The following is a 25,306-nucleotide window of genomic DNA, read 5'->3' as shown; positions in this document are numbered from 1 at the left end:
TCGTGCATATGCGACCTATTTAGGTCGCATTTTCTTTACTTACAAAACTGTAATTAAAATTGTAATGAGAATGATTCTCTGTTAGTTTTTGTGAATGAGATAAATAATTCCTATACAATCTAATGATTACTCAACGATTTTCTTTAACACCACTCATGCTTGCGATGCTGGCTGCATCTTCTTTCCCAACATGGGCGACCGACGATAGTGGTAGCGTCGAGTCAAAAACGAATCAACAAATATCCTCTGACGATAGTTCTGAACCAAGCAGCTCAGACGATGTCGTCAAAGTCTATGGCCGTGCATTATCATTGTATCGAGCACAAGAAACGACTTTTGCAACGAAAACGCCAACCGATATTGATAAGACACCACAATCTGTTCAGGTTTTGCCAAGACAGCTCATCGAAGATCAAGGCGCTCGTGAGATTACCGATCTCTATCGTTCGATCAGTGGATTAAGTGCGTACAATTATTCCTACGTAACCTTTCGTGGCTTTCGTCAAGATGAGACACTTTTTGATGGCGTGAGAGGAAATCCGTTTGAAGGTTTCTCTATTCCGCAGTTGTTTAATATCGAACGAGTTGAAGTCCTCAAAGGTCCATCCGCAGCACTTAATGGTGGTGGGGAACCTGGTGGTGTCATTAATTATGTGACCAAGAAGCCAACGGTAGATACGAAACGCAAAGTCAGTGTGACAGGTGGTAATGACGATTTTGCCAGTGGAAGTGTAGAGCTCTCTGGATCGGCAAATGATGCACAAACACAACGATACCGTATTGGCGTGTATCAGGACCACGAAAACCCAGCACGTAAGAATACAGATGTAAGAAATCGAATCATCGATTTAGGTTATGAGATTGATACGTCTGAAGATACCACTCTTGGTTTGCAGTTTATGGACGTTCAGCAGCATAACGGTGGCTACCGTCTTCGTGGTATTCCTGTGGATGATAATGGTAATTTCCTGACCAGTACAGATTGGAATGCAAACGAAGCTTCGGATTATCAAGATTTAGATGCCCAGGTTTATCAGGCTCGTCTGGATCATTACTTTGATGAGCATTGGAGTGGAAATCTGACTCTGCGCTACTTCGAAAATACGGAAACACAGCGTTATCATGAGCCAAATGGTCTGTTAGATACCGATAGCGACGGTGTTTATGACACAACCAAGCGTCAGTTACGCGATCAACTTTGGAAACATAAAGCGGGTTCTGTCACAGGCAATCTAATCGCAGAATACGGTGATCATACTGTATTGATGGGCGCTGATTACTACCACATAGATACTCACTATGTTTATTACCGTGGGACGGCAAGTAATCTTAGCCTGACGGATCCCGTTTACGATGAAGATACCAGCAGTGTTGCGACGACACTAAATAAAGAGACGAATACTCGCTCTGAGCGTTACGGCTTATATCTGCAAGATCAATGGGATGTTACAGCGCGCTGGAATGTCACCAGTGGATTACGTTGGGACGGATTCAGTGATCATATTGATGATATAAAAAATGATGCTACTGACGAGTATGACGGTGGCGGGATGTCCTACCGTCTTGGTTCTACTTATGAATTGACCCAGAATGTCCATCCTTATGCTGTCGTGGCTACAGGGTTTGTACCTCAGGATGCCGCTAAACAAGCATCTTCCGCTGGTGGACCATTTGATCCAGAAGAAAGCATCATGAAAGAAGTCGGCGTTCGTACATATTGGTTGGATAACAAAGTCAACCTTAATCTTGCGGCGTACCACATCATAAAAGAGAACGTGTTGCAGGAAGATCCTGAGGATGACGATAAATACGTAGCTTATGGCAAAGTTCGTAGTCAGGGTATTGAAGCGGACGTTCTCGCTGATTTAACCGAAAACTGGGCGGCTAACCTTTCTTATGCCTACAACGATACTCGTGTAAAACAAGCTTATGACGGAATAAGCCGCAGTGTCGGTACGCGATTCGCGAATGCGCCTCACCACCAACTCGGTGCCTGGACTCGTTATGATCTTGCCTCACTCAACTCGTCAGTTGGCTTTGGAGCAAGTTATGTTAGCGAACAGCTAAGTCAGGATGGACAACGAGTCAAACCATATACTATCTACGACGCCTCTTGGCAAACGAAGGTGGATGATTGGACCGTACAGCTCAATATTAAGAACCTATTTGATAAAGAGTACGCTGTGAGTGGGTTCTTAGAAAGAACGGGTCATTTTGTGGGTGAAGGCCGTCGTGTCTATCTGACAGCAAGTTACGATTTTTAAGATAATCGATTCAATAATCCAGGTCTGACGTCATGTCAGACCTTCGTTGTTTTTGACTCACTCAACTTGAGCAGGGAGAAAAATGAAAAACTCGATCAACGCTATTTTTAAAGTCCTATGTCTATGGTCGTTCGGCATTATGTCAAGCTATGCGGTTACTGTTACCGATAGTCATGGTCAGTTTTCTATCGATCACACGCCGAAGAGAATTGTTGCTCTCGAATTCTCATTTGTTGATGCGTTAGTTTCTGTTGATGTCAGTCCAATAGGAATCGCGGATGACAATGATCCATCTCGTTTATTGCCAAGTGTACGCGATAAATTGAATAACTGGCGCTCCGTGGGTACGCGTTCTCAACCTAGTCTTGAAGTCATTTCATCTCTTAAGCCTGATTTAATTATTGCTGATGTGGATCGCCATTCGGGAATCTATAAAGAATTAAATAAAATAGCGCCAACTTTGCTGCTGCCTTCTCGTCGTGAAACGTATGAAAGCAACCTCAAATCGGCCGCTATTATCGGTAAGGTCGTTGGTAAAGAGAGCGAAATGACTCAGCGTTTAAAAGCGCACAATGAATTGATGGATGAATACAAACAACGTCTTGCTCATGCTGGATTAAATGATAAGACCGTGCAGTTTGGCGTTGCTCGTGAAAATGGGTTTTATGCTCATTCACGAGATTCCTACGCAGGTGGCGTCATCCATGCGCTGGGACTAAAAGGCTCGACGGTATTGAAAAATGAAAATGCCTCTCGTCAGATTAGCTTAGAGCAGTTATTAGCAATCAATCCTGATTACCTTGTTGTGGGTGACTATGTTGCCAATAGCATTGTTGCTAAATGGGAAAAACAACCTCTTTGGAAAGTGCTAAAGGCTGCAAAAAATCACCGTATCTATCATGTTGATGGTAACTTATGGGCTAGGTGCCGTGGCATTATGGCTGCTGAATACATGGCAAAGGATTTGATGAAGCTAACTCAGAGTAACTAATGATTCGTTATGTTTCTATTGTCCTAATACTGATTGTCGTTACAGTCCTTACCTCATGGTGGGGACTGTCTGCGTTTTCGGCGTTTCCTATTTCAAGTCATGATGCGCTGTTGGGATTATTTAGACCCGATCAGGATAGTGTTGCTCAGGTTTTAGTTCAGGATGTGCGTTTACCTCGGATTTTGGTCGCACTACTCGTCGGTGCAAGCCTTGCAGCAGCTGGGTGCTTAATGCAAGCACTGACGCAGAATCCACTCGCCTCTCCTGGACTGTTTGGCGTTAATGCAGGAGCTATTCTTGGGATTGCTCTTGTTTCAACCTTTGCTGCTGCAAGTTCTCCAATATCCAGTGCAGTGGCGGCGATGATAGGCGGTGCCACGACCTGGACATTAGTTATGATGATCGGGGGTGGTTTCAATAGGAAAACAAATAAAGCGCAGTTGGTACTCGCTGGGATTGCGATATCAGCGTTGTGCGCAGCAATAACCAAAGCATCCGTTATTTTGGTTGAGGATCAGGCATCAAGCGTTATGGTGTGGCTGGCGGGGTCGTTCGCCAGTGTTGAATGGTCCGTCGTCGACTGGTTAGCCCCTATAATCCTTGTTTCTCTATTGGTTTGTACCACCTTAGCGCCACGGCTCAATGTGTTGGTCATGGGTGACGAGAGAGCGATGACTCTTGGTGTCAACCTATCTCGGCTTAGATTTACCATCAGTATTGCGGTGTTAATTTTAGTGGGTATCAGCATCAGTGCGGTTGGTTCGATTGCCTTTGTTGGTCTGCTTGTACCGCATATCGGTCGTTATCTTGTTGGCTATGATCATCGCAAACTGCTTCCAGTTTGTATGGTTTTAGGCAGTTTTCTATGCGTGTTAGCGGATGTATTAAGTCGCGCTGTTATCTTTCCAACCGAAACACCTGCTGGGGCTGTACTGGCTCTTATTGGCGCGCCATGCTTTCTTTACCTAGTAAGGAGAAGAGCGGTATGAATCCTACCTATAAAATAGGCTCGCTTTTTATACTGATCGTCGTTATTGCAATTTCAAGCTTGATGTTAGGGGCCGTCGACCTCTCTCTAGCTCAAGTTTGGCAAGGTCTATTTGTGGGAAGCGAGTCGTACTTTACCATTCATGAATATCGTTTACCTCGCTTGATTCTGGCCATTGTCGTGGGGGCTTCGTTGGCTGGTGCTGGCACGCTCGTACAAGGGGTTGTGCGTAATCCACTGGCCTCTCCAGATATCTTGGGCATCAGTCATGGTGCGGGTTTAGCCGCGGTTTTATGGATGGTTTTTGTCCCAGGACTGAGTGTGTTTTGGCTCCCTCTGATTGCGTTAATCGGTGGTCTTTTCAGCGCCATATTACTGCTAATGCTATGTCGTAAGATGACGCAGCCGATTCGTTTGGCGTTGTCGGGTGTCGCGTTGTCTGCTTTTTTTGGATGTGCAATCGATTTTGTATTGCTCACGCAACCGATGGAGGTGAACAACGCATTACTTTGGCTAACAGGAAGCCTTTGGGGAAGAACATGGTCCCAACTTTGGATGCTAACTCCCTGGTTAATTCTAGTGCCTTTTGCCTTATGGCGATGTCATGCACTGAATTTACTGGTGCTTGGAGAGGAAAAGGCAAACACATTAGGTATTAAAGTGAACAGAACCAGACTTTCTGTTTTGTGTATTGCCATCGGGTGGACATCGGCATGCGTTGCGGTTGTGGGACCTCTTTCATTCCTAGGCTTAGTAAGCCCTCATCTTGCGAGACAAATAATTGGTGGTCGTCATCAGCGGTTATTACCAGTTTCAATGTTAGTGGGCGCGCTCCTCCTACTTGTTGCTGACCTGTGTGCTCGTATTATTCATCCGCCTCTTGAACTACCCGCAGGTATTCTTACCGCCATGCTTGGTGCTCCTTATTTTCTCTATCTATTGGTACGTTTAAAATGACAAAACAACTTTCTACGGCAAATCTCTGTGTTGGTTATCAGGATACGATTATCGTAAGTGATGTCTCTGTCACTGTGCCTCAGGGGAAGATAACGGCTCTTATCGGACCTAATGGCTGCGGTAAGTCAACCTTGTTAAAGTCCCTCGCCAGAATCCTGATACCCGTATCTGGTCAAATCCTGTGTGATAATCAAAATATCAAGCAGTGGTCTGCCAAGCGCTTTGCGCAAACACTCGCTTTACTTCCGCAGTCTCAACTGCCTCCGGAAGGGATTACTGTGCGCGAAGCCGTCGGTTATGGTAGAAGTCCCTACACAGGTTTTTGGGGACAATTATCTGATAAAGATAACCAGTTGATAGAGAAAGCAATGCAAGCAACGGGGGTAGATAGTCTGGCAGAAAAGAGAGTGACTGACCTTTCGGGAGGTCAATGTCAGAGGGTGTGGTTAGCAATGGCATTGGCACAGGATACAGAATTTGTGTTACTCGATGAACCAACGACTTATTTAGACTTAAATCATCAGGTTGAGCTAATGAAGTTAATGCAGTCCTTGCGAGATGAAAACAAAACCGTTGTGACTGTTCTACACGATATCAATCAGGCCTGCCGCTATTGCGATTATCTTATCGTTATGAAAAATGGACAGATTGTTTGTGAAGGAACGCCTGAACAGGTTTTAACAAGTGCGATGCTTGAGGACGTTTTTTCTCTCAATGCTGAGATTCACCGTGATCCTGTTTCCAAAACGCCGATTTGTGTCGTCAGATAGTAACGAATTCTCAGAAAACAAATTGGTATTACATTCTTAATACAACTAACCTTAGAAAATCTATATTTAACATGAAGTTAAAAGATAATAAAAATAGGGATTAGTATGTTTAAAAGAACACTTTTTATTACGTCAGTGTGTGTCTTTTCATCCAGTATTGCAGCAAGCGAACAAATCACAGATTCTGTTGCGCCTGAAGCGACTCAGTCTGTCGAGATGAAATCATCCGTTGTGGCGAATCAGTTTATGGTGGCCGCAGCGAATCCATTGGCTGTAAAAGCAGGTTACGATGTTCTTAAGAGTGGCGGCACCGCGGCAGATGCATTGGTTGCAGTTCAGACAGTTCTGGGACTCGTAGAACCGCAGTCATCCGGGTTGGGAGGCGGAGCGTTTCTGGTCTATTACGACGCTAAAAAGCATAAACTTACTACCTTTGATGGTCGTGAAACTGCGCCAATGAATGCTCGGCCCGAGCTATTTCAGGATAGCAAGGGTGAGCCTCTGCAGTTTTACGATGCGGTCGTTGGCGGTCTCTCTGTAGGGACTCCAGGTACGGTTAAACTCATCGCGACACTGCATGAGAAATATGGTTCTCAACCTTGGGCAGATTTATTTCAACCTGCGGAAAGGCTTGCCAGACAAGGCTTTGACGTCTCGCCAAGACTAGCGGGTGCCATAGCTGATGACCATGAAAGGTTAGGTCGATACCCTGATACCCGAGCTTACTTTTTTCATAAAGATGGAACACCTTTAAAAGCGGGAGAGCGACTGGTCAATACTCCTTATGCTGATACGTTGAAACTCCTTGCCGAACAAGGTCAAAGCGCGTTTTATCATGGGCAAATAGCAAAAGATATTACCGCTAAAGTACAAGGCGTCAGCGATAATCCTGGTGTGTTGTCTGAGCATGATTTTGCGTTGTACAAAGTCATTGAACGAGAACCAGTTTGTGCGCCTTATCATCAGTATGACGTCTGTGGAATGGGACCACCGAGTTCTGGTGCACTAACGATCGGTCAGATTTTAGGAATGGTCAGTCACTTCGACTTAGCCAAAATGGGTAAAGATGACCCTACAGCGTGGCAGATCATCGGCGATGCATCTCGTCTAGCTTTTGCTGACCGCGGCCGATACATGGCAGATACGGATTATGTTCCAATGCCTGAGGGGTTACTTGACCCGGATTATTTGGCATCTCGAGCCAAACTCATCACCCCCGGAAAAGCGCTTACTGACGTTGAGGCTGGTTCACCTCCGTGGAAAAATCGCGTAGCGATGGCGGATGATCAATCCATCGAATTTCCATGTACGACGCAGATTGTCATTGTCGATAAGCAGGGAAATATTATTTCGATGACCAGTACGATAGAGAACGGCTTTGGTTCTCGCGTCATGTCACACGGATTTCTACTGAACAATGAATTGACCGATTTTTCTTTTGCTTCCTATTCCGATGGTTACCCGATTGCGAACCGAGTTGAGCCTGGTAAACGCCCACGCTCATCAATGGCTCCGACCATTGTCATGAAAGATGATAAACCTTATATGGCAGTGGGGTCTCCTGGAGGGTCGCAAATTATCGGCTATGTTGCCTCAACACTCATTGCTCATTTCGACTGGGGATTAGATATCCAATCGGCGATATCGTTACCTCACTTATCAAACCGTTTTGGTGACTATGATTTAGAAGCGGACACCTCGGCTGTACGTTTCAAAGAGCCTTTGGAGGCAATGGGATTCAAGGTGAATATTAAAGATCTTAACTCTGGGTTGCAGGGGATTATTCTATCTGACGATAAACTTATTGGTGGCGCAGACCCCCGGCGAGAAGGGATAGCCATGGGTGACTAATGTATTGAGCCGAGTAGATATACTCGGCTCTTTTTTTATTTACGCGATTATTTCCATTCAACTTGTCCAAAAAGTAAGCCAAACGGAATCTTTTTGTTATTTATCTTGTCTTTAAATACATGGGGCTGAATACTTGGGTCATTTAGTTGAATTACTCTGATTAAAATTCAGCAACGAGTGTTAGGTGTTTACGAGGTATGAAAGATGGCATTTGATTACGGGTCGATTGATCTGGGTATCAAGAACCCGTTTAAAAAAGATGGGCTAGTAAGAGCAATCACTGGTGCAGTGATCTCAGGATTAAGTCTCTATCTTATGATATCTGCGGCGGGAGCCGTAAAAACAGAGATGGTATCAGGCTGGATATTAGCCGCATTCGGTTTCGTACTTCTGGTGTTCGGACTCAATACTCTTGGTGCTGGAGTGCTGAGTATGTTGCGCTATTTTGTCGGGCGTAATCATCCCACTTCACTTGCTTTGAATCGAAGTAAATCACAATCTAAAAACGCGCATGAAGAACAAAGCTATGTGAATTACAGCAGTGATGATTTAAAAGAAATGCTAATTGGCCGCAAAAATACCACGTTCGAAGAACCACACGGTTTTCTAGCGCGGCTGTTGCATACGGTGACTCCCAAACTCTTGTTCATGCCTTATATGGTTCGCAATTTGGGACAGTACCTTTGTTCGGCATGGGTAAGTACACTGATTATATTTGTTGTCTACGGTTTGATTGCGTTTGTTACCTTAGCCGGGTTTACTGGGGAACTAGGTGACTATATTTTCCCGGTCTATTCTGTTTACGTTGTATTCCATTTGCTCAAAGTGTGGCTTTCTGCAGGAGAGCGGATTTCGGTTACTAGACAAGGTCAAAAATACGTATCTAGCTTTGGTACAAAAGAGCTAGCAAAAACGATTGCCGCCGCAATTTTAATTCCAGTTATTGCCGCAGTGTTGATTAAATATGGGATGGATCTGTTTTCGCTTACGACAAAAGATCTTGACCAAATCAGAGATGCGATTCCTTCACTTTACCCAATTCTGTACATATTCGGAGCCTGCATTGCTGGCGTGATTGTGACCACTATTGCCGTTATCATGTTACGTCGTCGACTTGAGCTAACGGAACCTGTGGTAGAAGTTTCAGAACTACGGGAAAACTGGCAGGAATCAGTACATCCCAATGAAATTTTCATCAATCTTGATAACTTGGTTATGGCGAATCGTCGTTATAAAGAAGTTCCTAACCGAGTGTATGAAGAGTTACCTCCTAATCCTATCGAGCAAGTGGCGGGTAAAGGAGCATTTCACGGAGAAATGATTCAGGAAGTCCAGCCGCAGTATAAAGCGGTTGAAATGGGTAAGGTGTTTGACACAACCAGGCTTGTTTCAGTTGTGTTAGGTGGTTTCTTGTATGTAGTCGCTTCAATATTGTTTGTTGCACTTGCCTATGCTGTGGTTGACTTTTATGTTGCGGTGAAGGCGATGGGTGGCTTGGGGGCACTAAGCTTGAAACAGTTCTCTGTGCTTTCCCAAAACGATCTCAGCCCGGTTATTCACTACATATTAATAACCGGATTCGTTTATGCATTCGCTCGGATTCTGCTGCGTGTGGGACATTTGTTCTACGCTGAAATGTTATTTGAGAGTAACCTGATTTATATGAAGATCGAGGGTACGTTTACTGAGTCTAAAATATCGACAGGTGCGAGTATTCACGATTCTACTCGTTCTGAAAATACATTGGTTCGCTCAAGTATCACGCCTTGGGTAGTAGTATCAAGATTAGTGACCAGCACATTTGCTTCATCTGGAATGCGTAATCTTGAGTTTCCTCGTTATATTCTTGAAATGCACAAAAGCGATGAGGAGCTTAATAGTATCAAAGATGACATTATGAGCTTCCTTAAAGACAGAGAATCTATCGCTTCGATTACCAGTGAAAGAGATCTGCGGAATGCATCGCAGATATACGAGATAAATCAGCAGTCTAGAGCAACCTCAACAGCGGATAATGAACAACAACGTTTGAAAGAAGAAGCGGGCGGATACATTCAGCGCACTGAAGAAAGCGAAAGTTAAATATGAGGCGAGCGTTAAGCTCGCCTTTTTCGTAATCTAAGTTAAGAGGTTCGATGGAATGAATCGACAAGCTCAACGAGTTGTTTCGGATCAATGGCTCGACAAATTGTTCCCGCGGGCTGTTTAAAGGTCGGAGTATCCTCTGCGGCGACCATAGCATTAATCACTGACTCCTCGACACTCTCTACAGCTGCCTGATAAAACGCATCAAACACCTCGTCGTTTAAGCAGGTCATTGTGCGATAGGTTCCTGATAATTGCGGTAAGGGCTGTTCATTAGCAGTACTAAATGCCAGAAATATATCACCAGAGTTATTCCCTCCAGGAGAACCATTGCGACCGATACCGATGGCTGCTCGCTTGGCTAAGCGACGTAACTGATGAGGAGCCATTGGTGCATCCGTTGCGATAACGACAATGATAGAACCTTGTTCTGACTTAGTATGGATTCTATCTTTGGGTAGAAACTGACCTATCGGTGCACCGAGCACGGACAGCCATGGACGAATACCATGATTGGCTTGCACTAATGTTGCGACAGTATAAGTATCGCCATCAAGATTAATCAGGCGAGATGACGTACCTGTGCCGCCTTTGAAATCATACGCAATCATGCCAGTCCCGCCACCAACGTTGCCCTCTACCACGGTTCCACTTTGTGCGTTCTCTAACGCATGTCTTGCGTCAGCTTCTGTTACATGCATGGCGTTAATGTCATTTAATATGCCATCGTACGTTTCAGCTACCACAGGCATTGCCCATAGATGGTTCTGTTCCCATTCGTTTTTATACTGCTCAATCATCCACTTGACAGCGGCGTGATGGGTTATACCAACGCCATGTGAGTTGGTGATCATGACTGGACCAGTAAAGTAACCACCATCCTGAATCCAGTGGGTGCCAGTCATTTCTCCGTTTCCATTAAGGGCAAACGTGCCAGCCCACACCGGCTTGGGTGTTTTGTCGTAACCACGAGGCAGAATAGCAGTGACGCCTGTTCTTGCAGGAGAACGAGGGTTATTATCAATTAAAGTCGTGTAGCCGACGAGAACACCAGGAACATCTGTGATGGCATTGTACTTTCCAGTGACGCCAGGGAAAGGTAAGCCCAATTCTCTCGCTCTTAATTTTTCTTTCATAAGCCAACTCCATTTGCCTTATTTGCTGGAAGGTGCGTTTTTCGATCTAAAATAGATTCCAGCCGTTGCGATAATGATTGAAAACAACAACATGAGCGTTGCAATAGCATTAATTTCAGGTTTGACGCCGCGTCTGATCATACTCAATATGAAGACAGGCAAAGTTGTGGAATCAACACCACTGATAAAGTAAGTGATAACCAAGTCATCCATGGAAATGATAAAGCTGAGTAAGGCTCCCCCAACGATACCCGGGAGAATCAGTGGTAGTGTGATTCGTTTGAATGTTTGCCACTCATTGGCTCCCAAGTCGGCAGAAGCATCTTCAAGTACAGGGTTCATTCCAGCCAGACGAGCACTGACAACGACAAAAACATAGCTGGTCAGGAAAGTGCAATGACCAATAATGATTGTGGTTGTGCCAAGAGAAATTCCGATGCCAACAAAGAAAATGAGCAGTGCAATACCTAATACAATATCAGGCATCACCATCGGTGTGTACATGAGTAGCCGATAAAAAGGCTGTAGTTTAAAACGATAACGGGCGATGGATAGAGCCGCTGAAGTGCCGAGCAAAGTTGATATTACCGTGGCGCTTAAAGCAACGATAAGACTATTCACCAACGCATTTAGTAGTTGGCCGGTGGAGTCCACATACGCTGAATTCGAACTCAACTCGGTGCTCATACCGAAGATGGTTTTATACCAATCTAGAGTGAATCCATCCCAGATCATGATATTGATTGGGTTAGCATTAAATGAATACAGCACAATGAGTATGACTGGTGCGTAGAGAAAGATAAAAAATAGCGCGCTATAAGAAGTAGAAAGTAGCTTGCTTAAAATTGTTGAGTTTCCCATGTTCTACTCCTACTGCTTGGCATCGTTTTCTATGTTAGAACGGTATAAAAAGACCGCTAACAGAATGAGCATAAATAGCGTAATCACCATGGATAGAGCAGCTCCAAATGGCCAGTTACGCGCATAGAGAAACTGTTGCTCAACCATATTACCGATCATCAGGACTTTTGAACCACCTAATAGGTCAGGGACGACAAAGTTCCCCAGGCTTGGAATGAACACTAATACTGAACCTGCCATTACACCGGGTAGCGTCATTGGGATAACAATGCGACGGAATGTTGTAAAAGGCGATGCGCCTAGGTCTTGAGATGCTTGGATTAACGTTTTATCGAGCTTCTCAACACTTGAATAAATCGGTAAAAACATAAACGGGATAAAGATATAGACCATCCCAATGATCACGGCGGTACCCGTAAACATCAGATTTAGCGGTTCCTTAATGATACCCAGCCATTGTAAAAACTGGCTAGCAAAGCCTGAGTCACGCAAAATGAGGACCCAAGCATAGAGGCGTACAATCATGCTGGCAAAAAAGGGCAGTGTGATGAGAAGGACAAAAAAGGCTTTATCTCTCTTAGATAATGTTGTCATCCAGAAAGCAACCGGATAACAAATGACGAGAGTACAGACAACTGTGGCGAATGCCAGTGCCACTGAGCGACCCAAGATTTCCAGATAGACGCTGTCAAACTCTTCGTAAAAACCGTCTGCCCATCCAAAGATGCGTCCGTAGTTCCAATGATAGAAATTCCATTCGACGCCACCATACAAGCCGGGTTCCAGAAAGCTGTACGTAAGCATGATAAGCAAAGGAATAATGAAAAAAACGAATAAGAAGAGTGATGTCGGAGTTAATAACCCGAAAATCATCATTTGCTTACGTGACAACGTTCTCATGCGGCATCCTCCAGAGCTTTTTCTTTGGAGAGGACATGGGCAGAAGAACTTCGGTAATAAATCGGAATGGTCTGACCTACATGATAGCTATCACCATCGGTACGAACTAAGGCGGATATTTCTTTGCCATTTTGCAGTGTGCCGTGAAGTTGATAGTCAGTACCGACAAACACGATCTCTTTGATTGTCAGAGTCAGATGATGCAGCGCCGACTCCCCATCAATACACGATAGTGAAAAGTGCTCTGGGCGGATCAATATTCGCTGTTCAGCTCCGGTTTCAGCATCGGTTGGGCCAGTAAATAAAGTGATACCATCACATGAGGTAATGGTCTCGCCATTATTTTTTTGAATGATCTTTCCTTCAAATAAATTACTCTCGCCGATAAAGTTGGCAACGAATGTATTTTGCGGACGATGATAAATATCATCCGGCGTACCGATTTGCTGAATCTTGCCGTTATTGAGTACGACAATCCTGTCTGACATCGTAAGTGCTTCTTGTTGATCGTGGGTGACAAAAATGAAGCAGATACCTAACTCAGTTTGCAGACGTTTCAATTCAAGCTGCATCTTTAAGCGCAGGTTTTTATCTAATGCAGAAAGTGGTTCATCTAATAAAAGTAATTTAGGGCGGTTAATGACGGCTCTTGCTAAGGCAACACGTTGTTGTTGGCCGCCAGATAATTGGGCTGGAAAACGCTTTTCCATTCCGGCTAGCCCAACCATGTCTAAAATGTCTTGTACTTGTTGATTCCGTTCATCCTTTTTGACGTTTTTGATATCCAGGCTGTACCCAACATTATCTTCAACCGTCATGTGTGGAAAAAGCGCATAGGATTGAAATACGGTATTCACTAGGCGCTTATGTGGTGGTTGACTTGCAATGGATTGGCCATCGATCAAGATATCGCCTGAATCTATTCGTTCGAAGCCCGCGATCGTTTTTAGAAGTGTGGTTTTGCCGCAGCCAGACGGGCCAAGTAGCGTGATAAACTCATTTTGTGCAATACGTAAATCGATTCCATCGAGAGCTTTTATTGGGCTGCCTTCAGGCGTGGTGAATTGTCGGTACGCTCGGCGGATTCGAATATAGTCAGTAACAGGTGTAAAAGACATAGGCTCACCTTAAATACATCAGTTAGGGATAGCGGGCAAGCCCGCTATGATAAAGGCTTAGTGAGTACGAATTTTGGTCCAAACACGATCGTAAAGTTTGATACCTTTGCCCAGTTCTTCGAACAGTTGCAATTTAGCTCTCACATCTGCTGGTGGGTTAATTGCGGGATTAGTTCGGATATAATCCGGCAATAGGGCGATAGCGTCTTTGTTCGCTGTACCATTGGTTTGTTGTTTGGCATTCAGAGCCGCTATTTCAGGTTGAGTAAAGAACTCGAGGAATTTCTTGGCGTTGTCTTTATTCGGTGCAGACTTGAGAACACACATGTCTTCCTGATACATCGTGGCACCTTCTTTAGGAATCACATACGCTAAATCATCCGGGTGTTGGAAAACATAGAGCATTGCGCCTACATACCACTGTGCCGCGGCAATATCACCAGATTGAACCAATGGAATACTGTCATAAGTAAAGGAGGATACGTGCGGTTTTTGTTTGATGATGTAGTCTTGCGCGAGTTTCAAATCATCACGATCTGTTGTGTTTACGCTTTTTCCATTTTTAATTAAGCCGACACTGATGACTTCACGCATTTCATCGAGCATTGCGATTTTTTTGTTTTGCTCTGGAAGCTTAAAGAAATCGTCCCACGAATCCAGTTTGGCTACTTGTTTCTTGTTGTAAACGATACCGACGGTTCCCCATGCATAAGGTAGACAGTATTCACCTTTAGGATCGGACTTAGCTTTTAAGAAACTCTTATCGATATGGCTAAAGCCTGCATATTCGTTGATGTTCGTTTTTTCCAGTAAACCAAGCTGCGCCATGATGTCCTGCATGTGTACTGAAGGAAAAACGATATCGTAACCTTTGGCTCCAGCCTGAAGTTTTGCCAACATTTCTTCGTTAGAAGAGTAGGTGTCCAAAGTCACTTTTATGCCAGTTTGCTCAGTGAATTTTTTTAATACTTCGGGGTTAATGTACTCACCCCAGTTGTATAGATTGAGTGTTTCTTCAGCTTGCACATTTGCGGCCAGCAACGCTGAAGACATTACGAGGCTTAGACCGATAATTTTCCCAAATTTCTTGCTCATATTCGATACCTTTCCCTGTGACAATCGTTAAATGAGTCAGTGAAATTTCGGTTTTTGTTGAAAATTTCACCTTCGATTAATTGTAATTTTCGGCATGATTATTTCAATATCAATATATGTTAGATTGATAACATAAATGTTAGTTTAATAAAATCAGTGCTTTAAATATATTTTTGCTTAGGTGGTTATGGCATTTGCTGATTTTGTGCACTCTTTTGGCTAATTAAAGGGTGTCAACGCACCAGAATAAAGCGAACTATCAATAGAGAAGGGTATATGGAACATACATTTTCGTCTCAACCAGAATACGTCGCAGCATCAACCGCACAAAAATTAAAAGAGTTGATTCCAAATGTCTCAGTATCGGAAGCCAGAGTTGCTCAGTTTATCTTGCTCAACCTAGACCAAATTAGTTTCGAAACGGGCGCGTCAATCGCTGAAAAAGCAGCAGTAAGCCAAATTACAGTCAGTCGTTTTCTAAAGAGAGCCGGTTATCAGGGGATCTCGGCACTGAAAGAAGCGCTAAAAAAGGAACTTCTGCACGCTGATGGGGTAAACACTGAACGACTACCCGTAAATGCGTTTTATAAAGAAAATTTTAAAAACGAACTTCAGGCAATGATGCGATTATATGAGCAGTTCGAAAGTGGTGGCTGGGAAGCTATGGTGGGATGTATTGATGCGGCCAAACGAGTTTATGTTACTGGCTTTCAGTCAATTCGCGGTACTGCGGAAGATGTTGCTCGGAGATTGTCATTGGCGAGAGACTGCGTACAGTATCTATCGCCACATGACGGAATGTTAGCCGAATGGCTCGAGACTAAGTCTTATCGTCGTCAGGATTACGACGTGCTGATCGTTCTGGATATAGTACCTTATGCTTCAGAATGTCGACGGCTATGTGAGGAAGCTGTGCGCAAAGGAATACAGGTCGTGATTATTACCGATGAGTTCTGTCATTGGGCCGTTGAAGTGACGCCTCATGTCTTTTATTCAAAATCGAAATCGGGACTTTTTCTGGAGTCGACGTGGGGAATTGTCATGGCCACCAATATGCTGGTGCATTGTGTGGCGAATAAAAACCCGGATAGTGAAGAACGCATCAAGCGTTGGCATACTATGGCGAAGAGGCTCAGTTTATTTTAGTTTTGGGCAATTAGAGACAACAACCAATGTTCTGAACTTTTTCTATATCTGTTGGGCGACTGATATAGAAGCCTTGGAAATGATTACATCCCATTTCAATCAGTGTATCCAGTTGGCATTTGTTCTCAACACCTTCAGCAACGACCTGATAATCGTAAGTTTGAGCGATTTCGATAAACGAACGAATTAAAATATCGTATTTAGGGTTGCCAAGTTTCGCTACGTAACTTTTATCGATCTTAATCTCGTTGACCGGTAATTTCAGTAGGGAGGGGAAAGAAGTGAAACCAGTACCGAAATCATCAAGTGAGACAGAGCAGCCGAGCTGTCTCAATTCCTCAAGATTTCTAATTTCATAAGCGTTGTAATCAACAAAAAACGTTTCTGTAATCTCTATACAGATATATTTGGGGTTGATTTTATAAGCATCAATGAGCTTTTTAAATTCAACGATAAATGAGTTATCGAGCATTTCACGCGACGAGATATTAATGGAAAATCGACAACATGGTTTTTCCGTGCAACACAGGCGACTGATGGTTTTAAACGTTTCTTCAACGACCCACAAATCAATCTGTTTGATTACGCCATACTTCTCTGCGACCTGAATATAGTTTTCCGGGTCAATGTCTTTCAGTTTCTCTGAATGGCTACGGATAATGACTTCAACGCCAGTGACTTCTTCTTCATCTGCGTTATATATTGGCATGAACTGAAGATAGAACTCTTGATTTTTTAGTGAAGACTTAATGCAAGATAGGATAAATAGCTCTTCCTTATGTATTTTTAAAACGTCGTCGCTGTAATACATTAACTTTTGCTGTTGGCTCTCTGCATAACTCGTGACTAAATGGCATTTTTCGATTAATTCTTGGGCTGAGACTGGCATGTGATCCGCAGGGACAACACCTATCAGTACATCGAGTGAAAATTGGCCCTCGTCATTGATCGTGGTGCCCAAAGCACATGTGTCTAGTACGATCTGATAGCTACTTTCCTTCAGTGGCTCACCCTGTTTAATGACAATGAACTCATCTTCACTAACACGGTATATGGGAAGAGTATTGGATTTCATTTCTATCGTACAACGTTGCCAGTTTGATACAAGTAACTGAGTCGTGAGCTTTCTTCCCATTTTCTCACAAAGGCTTTTATAGTTAATCACTTTGACGCAGTGAGCCTGAAGGTTATTTTTAGATAACGATGTATAATCTCTGATTAGTTTTTCTGCAGTAAAAAAGCCAGTCTCTTTATCGGTGTATAAACGCAACCGCGATTTTTTTAGAATAACGCGAGTGTGAACGAAGTAATGTAAAAGGATCGCGATGATGAGTAGCGGCCAGGCAATTGACATCCATTCATAAAATTGACTGAAGTGAATGAAACAACCATCCAATTTCAGAGTATTAATTTTGAGCTGATATTGCCCAGCATATTGAAGAGGAATATCACTGATATAGACTTCAACGCTCATTACATCAGATAAATCGCGGTGTGAATCTTGATAGGGCACATCGAACTGATTTAGCCACCAATTCTCAACATTAAAATCTTGTAGATCAAATGTAGACTCTTTATGAGGTATAAACCGGACCGCTTGATACTTAGTGTTTGCCATATCACGCGATGGGTTATTTTCGTCATAAACCGTTTTGATAAATATGGTGACTTTACCAGAGTAGTAGGCTGATGTTGATGAAGCAGAGATACTGGCGGTGAGAGAATCATAGTCGTCAAATGAGGGATAACGTTGTTGCTCATTTTGTGGAAGGTAAAATACAACTCCACACATCGTTAAGTCATTTAGCGAAGTCGCATCACATCGTAAATTAACACTGGTGTCAGTTTGATTCAGAGTTTTCTTGTCTGTTGGCTTTCCAGCAATGGCAACTCGGCTCTCGGGCATGTTAATAAGTGAGAGTGATTTGTAGTTTGCATCAGAGCTGATGAAAATGAGAGTACAAAGAGAGATAAATAACGCGAATACAATCACCCCGCTGTAGAAAGAGAGCAGTGGGATGGTTTTCCGTATCATAGGTTCGACCCTGAATTAGCGTAATTTTTGACGATGGAATCCTAACATGGATTATTTATTGAGATAAGTATCATTATCCCATAACCTTAATAAGGATGTTGTTGTTCTCAATAGTGAGAATTAACTTAACATTATCGTCCTATTAGTATTACAAATTCAGGCTATTTCCCTTCATCATATCGCGGTAGATCATCGTTTATATCATACCAATTGGCTTTGTAATGGGTATAAATGTGACCGCTTGGTTTGACAGGAATGTTGTCATCAAATAAGGCAATGGCAACCTCCATATTCTCTTGCGATATTCCTTTCCCGCGAAAACCGATACTAGACCCACAATGGGAACAGAATGTTCTTATTGTGCCGTTTGGCGCCTGGTATTCGGCTAGAGATTCTTTTCCCGATATCCAGTTCAGTGATTTCACTTCAACTAAGGTCCCAAATGCGGCACCGTGGAACTTCCTACACATAGAACAATGACAATGAGGAGCGGATAAACTAAAGCCACCTACCGAAAAGGTAATCTTTCCACACAGGCAGCTCGCTTTGTATAACTGCATATTTCATTTCCTCTGTTTTTTATGATGATATAAATAATGTTGCAATGTAACCAGATGTTATTTTTTGAGTCGAGCTCTAAGACGAATTCGTGCTATTACCGAACGACTCATGGTGCCTGCTCAAGAAAAGAATGATATAACGGTGTTTGGTCATGGAATGATGCATCGGTTTATTGCGTGAGAGTTTCAGTACTGACGTTGATTTTTCTTTCGGCCTTCTTGCCACAATTTTTGGACATACAACACAACACTCTCACTTAGAGCAATTCGCCACAATATATTTGACTATATGCCTGATTGTGACGGTCATTCACATCGGCTATGCAGTCCTAGTTTGTCACCTTGGTAAAAAGTTAAATATTTCCAATGTGCAAAAGAGATTGGCAAAGGTTTCTGGAGGACTTTTTATTACGATGGGCGGTGGTGTCCTTCTCAGCTCTAAGCCTTAAGTTAGAATTAAAAAAAAGGAAGGAATGTAAATAATGGACTATTTCATGTTTCTATTTATCTGCTTAGTGACTACGTTTGTTCCCGGTCCGGCAGTATTTTTAGTGATTAAAAACGCGACCAGCTATGGATTGAGAAAGGCATTCGCCGGCATATTGGGTAATGCTTGCGCAATGATAACGATGGCAAGTTTGTCTGCTGCTGGGTTAAGTGTTGTGATCATGACATCAGAGTACCTATTTTTCACCGTAAAAGTGATTGGAGGCTCGTACTTGATTTACCTGGGCGTAAAAGCCTGGATAACAAGTAACACGGCTTCTTTTGAATCACATCGACTTATGGAGCGAAGTAAAAGGCAATTATTTATTGAAGCATATGTAGTCGGTGCCACTAATCCAAAGGCTATTGCCTTTTATACTGCTTTATTTCCACAGTTCATCGATACAAGTGACCCTGTACTACCACAGTTTCTAGTCTTAACACTGACATTCGCATTGTCATCTTTTTCTGCTCTCCTGAGCTATGCGGTGTTATCGAGTCGTTTTAAACAAGCTCTCTCTCGACGCTCCATTATGCAAAAGTTGAACAAAGTGGTTGGCAGTATTTTCATTCTGTTTGGTTTTTCTCTCTTTGCAAGTCACAGAGGGTAAGATGGATAAGCAAGCCGACAAGCACATTAAATAAACTCTCTTCAACAACAAGTCGTTAGCTTATAAACATTCTAAGGAGGCTGTATTATGACCGAAGAATCGAAACATAAATCGCCTATCCGAGCTGACCTAGTTCCACAATATGAAGGTAAAGCTTTCTATCCAGAACCATTTGCGTCTGTGGTGCAAGGCCGTAAAAAGAGAAAGTTGGGTGAATTTTTTGGCCTGAACAACTTTGGCGTTAACCTCTCAAATCTAGAGCCTAATTCCTGCTCTGCACTCAAACACCACCATTCAAAACAAGATGAGTTTATCTATATTGTGTCTGGCAACCCTACGCTTATTTATGGCGAAGAGAAGATCCCAATGACAGCGGGAGAATGTTTCGGCTTTGCGGCAAACACCGGAATAGGGCATCAACTTATTAATCAGACTGATCAAACCGTGACTTATATTGAAGTCGGAGATAGAACACCGCACGATTCGGTCGAGTATCCGGATGACGATCTTGCGCTGAAGATGGACACCAACGGAGGGTGGCGTTTGACTCATAAGGATGGAACCCCTTACTAGTTTAGATTTGCAGTGGCTGCGAGTAGTCTATACCTATAACAGTAACAGCTCATGCTAGTGTTCGAGATAGACGACTAATAGATCCGCTTCAACACTGTTTACAAGCTTGGGAGCGGCTGTCAGCATTCTACTCATAAATTTGTGGTGATGACCGCAAATAACCAAGTCAATATCGGATGATTTCACCATTCCCGCTAACTTCATGTGCAGATCCCCGATTACAACGTCTGTATCCTGAACTGGATACCCACATTCATCAGCTAACGTTTGTAATTGGTGTTTTAGCCTTTGTTCTTCTCTGGGTTCTTCAACGACATGGTCTATATCGACGTAGACTAAGGACAATTCGCTATTATTTGGCTTTGCTTGACCGATTGCTTTCTCGATTAAAGTACGACTCGAATCCGATAAATCGACGGCAACCAATATATGTTGATAGCTCATTACGTTTCTCCTGTTGAGATTTTCATGTGCCTATCATTAGTCTAGCAGCCAAGCAATGTATGCCAATTTTACTGGTTGGGTTTGGTGATGTGGATCGGGTGGGTCAAAAGGCGCTAGCAACTGCTGAGTTGTGAACGCCTTCTATCGTGGTTACGTAACGATACGCTTTGTTTTATTCTTCATCAATGCCGCAATCAGTGCAGCTTTGCAGAGCAATTTCATGTTCAAAAACCGCAGTATCATTACCTTCAGCCAGTAGCTCGGCAATTTCGTCCGCGACTTCTTGCTCATCTTCGGCTTCAACTTGATCGACTAATTCTTCTTCTGAGTAGCCGTAGTAGTTTAGCAATAAATACTCGCGAGCTTCGTCTTTTGTGCAAGTCACGTTCACTGAAATTTCAGGTTCAATGTCGCCTTTTTCTATAATTGCTGCTGCCTGGGCCACTACATCATCTTTCATCGCAGTCGTTAACCAACCAAGGTCGGTGCTAACTTTGGTCTTTTGACAGTTAAAACATGGAAGTTGATGAAAGTAGTATTGAAAATTGGTCATAGATCACTTCTTCTTCGAGGGTTATTTAACGGCACGATTATGCGCGTTTTCGAGTAAAATGCTATCGAATAAATCTCAATGATAAAATTGGTGAGTAAAAAATAGGTTGTCGACATTGTTGCTTGGTTGAACCTGGATTGAACTCACTCATTAATTCCCATTTTTATTGAATATATCCCTTCACTACTGATCTGTACCACCAAAACTAGACAGTTAATTAAGCGATTTTTAAATACCTGAAGTGATTCAATAATTGCTAAATTAAATAGAAACACTAAGAAGATTTTGTCCATTTCTTAGCCATAAATAGCGGTGCTGGGTCGTGATAACAAAAAGGCGAACCTCTTGGTTCGCCTTCACTATTGATGCCTCAGTCAGTCACAAACTTCATTAAAATAGTCACAAACTTTATTAATGGTCATCACTTACTGGATACCTTATCGATAGTTCTCAATACTAGGGCAGGTGCAAATTAGGTTGCGGTCGCCGTAGACATTATCGACTCTGTTCACAGTTGGCCAGTACTTCGATTGACGCGAATGTTCTGATGGAAAACACGCTAACTCTCTTGAATAGCTGTGAGTCCAATCCTCAGTCATTAGATCCACTTGAGTGTGTGGAGCATTGACCAGAGGGTTATCTTCTAGTGTCCATTCACCTGATTTCACTTTCTCAATTTCAGCACGAATAGCAATCATCGCATCACAGAAACGATCAATTTCCTGCTTATCTTCTGACTCGGTCGGTTCGATCATTAGCGTTCCGGCCACCGGGAATGACATGGTTGGCGCGTGGAAACCATAGTCCATCAAGCGCTTAGCAATATCTTCTTCAGATATACCCACTTCGTCCTTGAGCGGGCGAATATCAATGATACATTCGTGTGCGACGCGACCATTAGTTCCTTTGTAAAGAACAGGGTAGTGGTCACTTAGACGATGCGTAATGTAATTAGCATTGAGTATCGCAGTCTGAGTCGCTTGAGCTAAGCCTTCAGACCCCATCATTGAAATATAAGCCCATGAAATAGGCAGGATAGAAGCACTACCCCAGTCGGCTGCAGAAACAGCGTGAGCATTGCCATGTTCACCTGATTCAACGTGACCCGGTAAGAATGGGGCTAGGTGAGATTTAACACCAATTGGACCCATACCAGGACCACCACCGCCATGTGGAATACAGAAGGTTTTGTGCAGGTTAAGGTGAGACACATCAGAACCAATGAAGCCCGGGTTTGTCAGACCAACCTGTGCGTTCATGTTCGCGCCATCAAGATACACCTGACCTCCCGCAGCATGAACCATTTCACACACTGTTTGAACTTGCTCTTCGTATACGCCGTGCGTCGAAGGGTAAGTGATCATAATGCTCGACAGGTTCTCTTGGTGTTTTTCGATTAATGAAGCCAAATGTTCAATATCGATGTTTCCTTTCTTGTCACAGTTTACTACTACGACTTTTAGAGACACCATAGATGCACTCGCAGGGTTTGTACCGTGTGCCGAACTTGGTATCAGGCAGATATTACGATGTCCTTCGCCACGACTTTTGTGGTAGCGCTGAATAGCTAAAAGACCTGCATACTCACCAGAAGCGCCAGAGTTTGGTTGCAGAGAAAACTCATCGTATCCGGTAATCGCACACAATTGAGATTTAAGCTCAGCCGCAAGCAACTGATACCCTTTGGTTTGTGCTTTAGGCGAAAATGGGTGCATTTGTCCAAATTCTGGCCAAGTGACTGGAAGCATTTCTGACGCTGCGTTGAGTTTCATAGTGCAGCTGCCCAGTGGAATCATGCCATGGGTCAGTGAAAAATCTTTATTTTCCAGTTTCTTCAAGTAACGCATCATCTGTGTTTCGCTGTGATACGCGCTAAACACAGGGTGAGTTAGAAACTCCGACTGACGCTGACAATCTTGTGGGATGGCGGCCAACTCGTTACCTGAGATATCTTCTGAAAGGGTAACAAGGTCTTCTTTAATGCCAAATACGGCGAGAAGAGCAGAGATATCTTCTAACGATGTGGTTTCATCGAGACTCACGCCCAGTGCATCGCCGAAATGGCGTAAATTCATACCAGCAGCCAGTGCTTGCTCGTACAACTTGTCCGTATTATTGCCAGTCGTAATTTTTATGGTGTCGAAAAAGTAGGAATGACCCAGATCGAAACCATTTTTAATCAATGCTTTTGCCAGAATAGCGGTGTAGTGATGAACGCGGCGAGCTATCTTTTTCAGACCGTTCGGGCCATGATAAATCGCATAGAAAACCGCCATATTGGCAAGTAGTGCCTGAGCTGTACATATGTTGGATGTCGCTTTTTCACGACGAATATGTTGTTCACGCGTTTGCATTGCCATACGCAGAGCCTGGTTACCTTTAGCGTCGATAGAAACACCAATGACACGACCTGGCATACTGCGTTTTAGTTTATCTTTGGTTGCCATGAACGCAGCATGAGGACCACCGAATCCAAGTGGAACACCAAAGCGTTGTGCTGAGCCGATTGCAACGTCTGCGCCCATTTCACCGACGGGCTTTAATATAACCGAAGCCAATAAATCAGTAGCGACGGTAACGATTGCTTTTTTATCCTGAGCGGCCGCAATAATGTTTGTTAAATCGCGTACTTCACCTGAAGTGCCTGGATATTGAAGCAATGCGCCAAAGACTTCGTAATTTTCCAGTTCTTCAATCGGTGCGACAACAATATCAAAGCCGAAGAAGTCTGCTCGAGTGCGAACGACGTCGATAGTTTGCGGATGAATATCATCCGAGATGAAATAAAGGTTACTTTTGCTTTTGCTTGCTCTCTGGCTAAGCGCCATGGCTTCTGCTGCGGCAGTTGCTTCATCTAACAGTGATGCGTTTGAAATTTCTAGCCCAGTAAGATCAATGATCATTTGCTGAAAGTTCAGTAATGACTCAAGACGTCCCTGAGATATTTCTGGTTGGTAAGGCGTATAAGCTGTGTACCAACCTGGATTTTCCAAGACATTACGCAGTACAACGTTCGGCGTCAGGGTATTGTAGTAACCTTGCCCGATGTAGCTCTTGTTGATGATATTTTGTTTTGCGTACTCTTTTAGCTTAGCTAATGCATTCGCCTCGCTGAGTGACGCTTCCAGTTTGATTGGAGATGGTAATCGAATGGATTGTGGGATTGTTTGCTCGATTAATTCATCCAGACTAGTCACGTTCAATACATTGAGCATTGAATCTCTGTCTGATGAACTTAAACCATTATGGCGACGAATAAACTCGTTATTCGTATCGAGGCTTTGCAGCAATGAAGTCATGTTTCCGTACCTTTACAACTTACTAAGATAATTTTATGAGGCTTATTCGTCTTCGATTGAGTCTAAGTAAGCTGCCGCTTCTTTTAAGTTATCTAATTCACTAGGATCAGACATTTTAACTTTAGCTATCCACCCACCTTCATAAGGTGCTTCGTTTATTTGTTCTGGGCTGTCCGAGAGTTCTTCGTTGATTTCAACGATCTCGCCTGATACTGGTGCGTAAATGTCAGATGCCGCTTTAACGGATTCAACTAGTGAAAAACTGTCTCCGACTTCGATTTCGTTCCCCACTTCTGGTAATTCAACGAATACAACATCACCCAACATTTCTTGTGCGTGCTCTGAAATACCGATTGTTACAGTGCCATCGCCATTGTCTTTAACCCACTCATGGCTGTCCGTAAACTTTAGTGTCATGTCCATTTTTTAATCTCCGAAAATAAGAAAAGCAACAAGGCGATAACATAACGAGTCTTGAGGAAACATTCAATTAAAATTTCCTATAGGAAACTTATTTATCTTGAGTGTGTTATGTTTTCAAATTAGGCTATATTTCTATGGCGGGAAATTCATGCCACAATAT

At 43.3% G+C, this 25,306-nt stretch carries 21 protein-coding genes; 10 read left to right on the top strand and 11 right to left on the bottom strand.

Annotation, left to right across the window (positions count from 1 at the left end):
- Positions 1-122: 122 nt before the first annotated feature.
- The 7 genes from EES38_RS01965 (at position 123) to EES38_RS01935 (ending at position 9,903) form a co-directional block, all read left to right on the top strand.
- Positions 123-2,264: a TonB-dependent siderophore receptor gene (locus tag EES38_RS01965; protein ID WP_124935483.1), complete on the top strand. Its 2,142-nt coding sequence runs from the start codon at positions 123-125 to the stop codon at positions 2,262-2,264.
- Between the two features lie 82 nt (positions 2,265-2,346).
- Positions 2,347-3,255, top strand: coding sequence for a Fe(3+) dicitrate ABC transporter substrate-binding protein (locus EES38_RS01960; protein ID WP_124935482.1), 909 nt, complete (start codon positions 2,347-2,349; stop codon positions 3,253-3,255).
- A complete protein-coding gene (locus EES38_RS01955) occupies positions 3,255-4,244 on the top strand; it encodes an iron chelate uptake ABC transporter family permease subunit (RefSeq protein WP_124935481.1) in 990 nt (329 codons plus the stop codon). Before EES38_RS01960 ends, EES38_RS01955 begins: the two co-directional genes overlap by 1 nt.
- The gene (fecD, locus tag EES38_RS01950) at positions 4,241-5,200 is read left to right on the top strand and encodes a Fe(3+) dicitrate ABC transporter permease subunit FecD (RefSeq protein WP_124935480.1); all 960 of its coding nucleotides are present in this window, start codon (positions 4,241-4,243) and stop codon (positions 5,198-5,200) included. Before EES38_RS01955 ends, fecD begins: the two co-directional genes overlap by 4 nt.
- Positions 5,197-5,970: a Fe(3+) dicitrate ABC transporter ATP-binding protein FecE gene (fecE, locus tag EES38_RS01945; protein ID WP_124935479.1), complete on the top strand. Its 774-nt coding sequence runs from the start codon at positions 5,197-5,199 to the stop codon at positions 5,968-5,970. The genes fecD and fecE overlap by 4 nt, the downstream gene beginning before the upstream one ends.
- A gap of 105 nt (positions 5,971-6,075) precedes the next feature.
- Positions 6,076-7,821, top strand: a complete 1,746-nt coding sequence (gene ggt / locus EES38_RS01940; RefSeq protein ID WP_124935478.1) for a gamma-glutamyltransferase — start codon at positions 6,076-6,078, stop codon at positions 7,819-7,821.
- A 204-nt stretch (positions 7,822-8,025) separates the two neighbouring features.
- Positions 8,026-9,903, top strand: coding sequence for a hypothetical protein (locus EES38_RS01935; protein ID WP_124935477.1), 1,878 nt, complete (start codon positions 8,026-8,028; stop codon positions 9,901-9,903).
- Positions 9,904-9,944: 41 nt separating this feature from the next.
- On the opposite strand, the gene EES38_RS01930 is transcribed toward EES38_RS01935, so the two are convergent.
- From EES38_RS01930 to EES38_RS01910, 5 genes are read right to left on the bottom strand one after another with little or no spacing between them, the layout of a single operon-like run.
- A complete protein-coding gene (locus tag EES38_RS01930; RefSeq protein WP_124935476.1) occupies positions 9,945-11,042 on the bottom strand; it encodes a DmpA family aminopeptidase in 1,098 nt (365 codons plus the stop codon).
- Between the two features lie 18 nt (positions 11,043-11,060).
- Positions 11,061-11,903: an ABC transporter permease gene (locus EES38_RS01925; RefSeq protein WP_124935475.1), complete on the bottom strand. Its 843-nt coding sequence runs from the start codon at positions 11,901-11,903 to the stop codon at positions 11,061-11,063.
- A 9-nt stretch (positions 11,904-11,912) separates the two neighbouring features.
- The gene (locus EES38_RS01920) at positions 11,913-12,803 is read right to left on the bottom strand and encodes an ABC transporter permease (protein WP_124935474.1); all 891 of its coding nucleotides are present in this window, start codon (positions 12,801-12,803) and stop codon (positions 11,913-11,915) included.
- Positions 12,800-13,921, bottom strand: a complete 1,122-nt coding sequence (locus EES38_RS01915) for an ABC transporter ATP-binding protein (RefSeq protein WP_124935473.1) — start codon at positions 13,919-13,921, stop codon at positions 12,800-12,802. Before EES38_RS01915 ends, EES38_RS01920 begins: the two co-directional genes overlap by 4 nt.
- A gap of 57 nt (positions 13,922-13,978) precedes the next feature.
- Positions 13,979-15,016 (bottom strand): polyamine ABC transporter substrate-binding protein, encoded by a 1,038-nt coding sequence (locus EES38_RS01910; RefSeq protein WP_208020384.1) that lies wholly within the window; start codon positions 15,014-15,016, stop codon positions 13,979-13,981.
- 276 nt (positions 15,017-15,292) lie between these two features.
- On the opposite strand from EES38_RS01910, the gene EES38_RS01905 reads away from it, so the two are divergent.
- The gene (locus EES38_RS01905; RefSeq protein ID WP_124935472.1) at positions 15,293-16,162 is read left to right on the top strand and encodes a MurR/RpiR family transcriptional regulator; all 870 of its coding nucleotides are present in this window, start codon (positions 15,293-15,295) and stop codon (positions 16,160-16,162) included.
- A 10-nt stretch (positions 16,163-16,172) separates the two neighbouring features.
- Here the strand turns inward: EES38_RS01905 and EES38_RS01900 are convergent, their stop codons facing one another.
- Together EES38_RS01900 and EES38_RS01895 are read right to left on the bottom strand one after the other, a co-directional pair.
- Positions 16,173-18,197, bottom strand: coding sequence for an EAL domain-containing protein (locus EES38_RS01900; protein WP_124935471.1), 2,025 nt, complete (start codon positions 18,195-18,197; stop codon positions 16,173-16,175).
- A gap of 161 nt (positions 18,198-18,358) precedes the next feature.
- Positions 18,359-18,757: a GFA family protein gene (locus EES38_RS01895; RefSeq protein ID WP_124935470.1), complete on the bottom strand. Its 399-nt coding sequence runs from the start codon at positions 18,755-18,757 to the stop codon at positions 18,359-18,361.
- A gap of 482 nt (positions 18,758-19,239) precedes the next feature.
- On the opposite strand from EES38_RS01895, the gene EES38_RS01890 reads away from it, so the two are divergent.
- Together EES38_RS01890 and EES38_RS01885 are read left to right on the top strand one after the other, a co-directional pair.
- The gene (locus EES38_RS01890) at positions 19,240-19,854 is read left to right on the top strand and encodes a LysE family translocator (RefSeq protein WP_124935469.1); all 615 of its coding nucleotides are present in this window, start codon (positions 19,240-19,242) and stop codon (positions 19,852-19,854) included.
- An 87-nt stretch (positions 19,855-19,941) separates the two neighbouring features.
- Positions 19,942-20,427, top strand: a complete 486-nt coding sequence (locus EES38_RS01885) for a cupin domain-containing protein (RefSeq protein WP_124935468.1) — start codon at positions 19,942-19,944, stop codon at positions 20,425-20,427.
- Between the two features lie 54 nt (positions 20,428-20,481).
- Here EES38_RS01885 and EES38_RS01880 read toward each other — a convergent pair whose 3' ends face one another.
- The 4 genes from EES38_RS01880 to gcvH form a co-directional block, all read right to left on the bottom strand.
- Positions 20,482-20,871 carry a universal stress protein gene (locus tag EES38_RS01880; RefSeq protein WP_124935467.1) on the bottom strand — a complete coding sequence of 130 codons (390 nt, stop codon included), beginning with the start codon at positions 20,869-20,871 and terminating at the stop codon, positions 20,482-20,484.
- A 172-nt stretch (positions 20,872-21,043) separates the two neighbouring features.
- Positions 21,044-21,424 carry a hypothetical protein gene (locus tag EES38_RS01875; protein WP_124935466.1) on the bottom strand — a complete coding sequence of 127 codons (381 nt, stop codon included), beginning with the start codon at positions 21,422-21,424 and terminating at the stop codon, positions 21,044-21,046.
- A 437-nt stretch (positions 21,425-21,861) separates the two neighbouring features.
- Positions 21,862-24,723 carry an aminomethyl-transferring glycine dehydrogenase gene (gcvP, locus tag EES38_RS01870; protein WP_124935465.1) on the bottom strand — a complete coding sequence of 954 codons (2,862 nt, stop codon included), beginning with the start codon at positions 24,721-24,723 and terminating at the stop codon, positions 21,862-21,864.
- Positions 24,724-24,765: 42 nt separating this feature from the next.
- A complete protein-coding gene (gcvH, locus tag EES38_RS01865; protein WP_124935464.1) occupies positions 24,766-25,146 on the bottom strand; it encodes a glycine cleavage system protein GcvH in 381 nt (126 codons plus the stop codon).
- Positions 25,147-25,306: the final 160 nt, after the last annotated feature.

The sequence above is a fragment of the Vibrio viridaestus genome, assembly GCF_003856525.1.
Taxonomy (GTDB): Bacteria; Pseudomonadota; Gammaproteobacteria; order Enterobacterales; family Vibrionaceae; genus Vibrio; species Vibrio viridaestus.
This window is presented reverse-complemented; position numbering and strand designations above follow the sequence as displayed.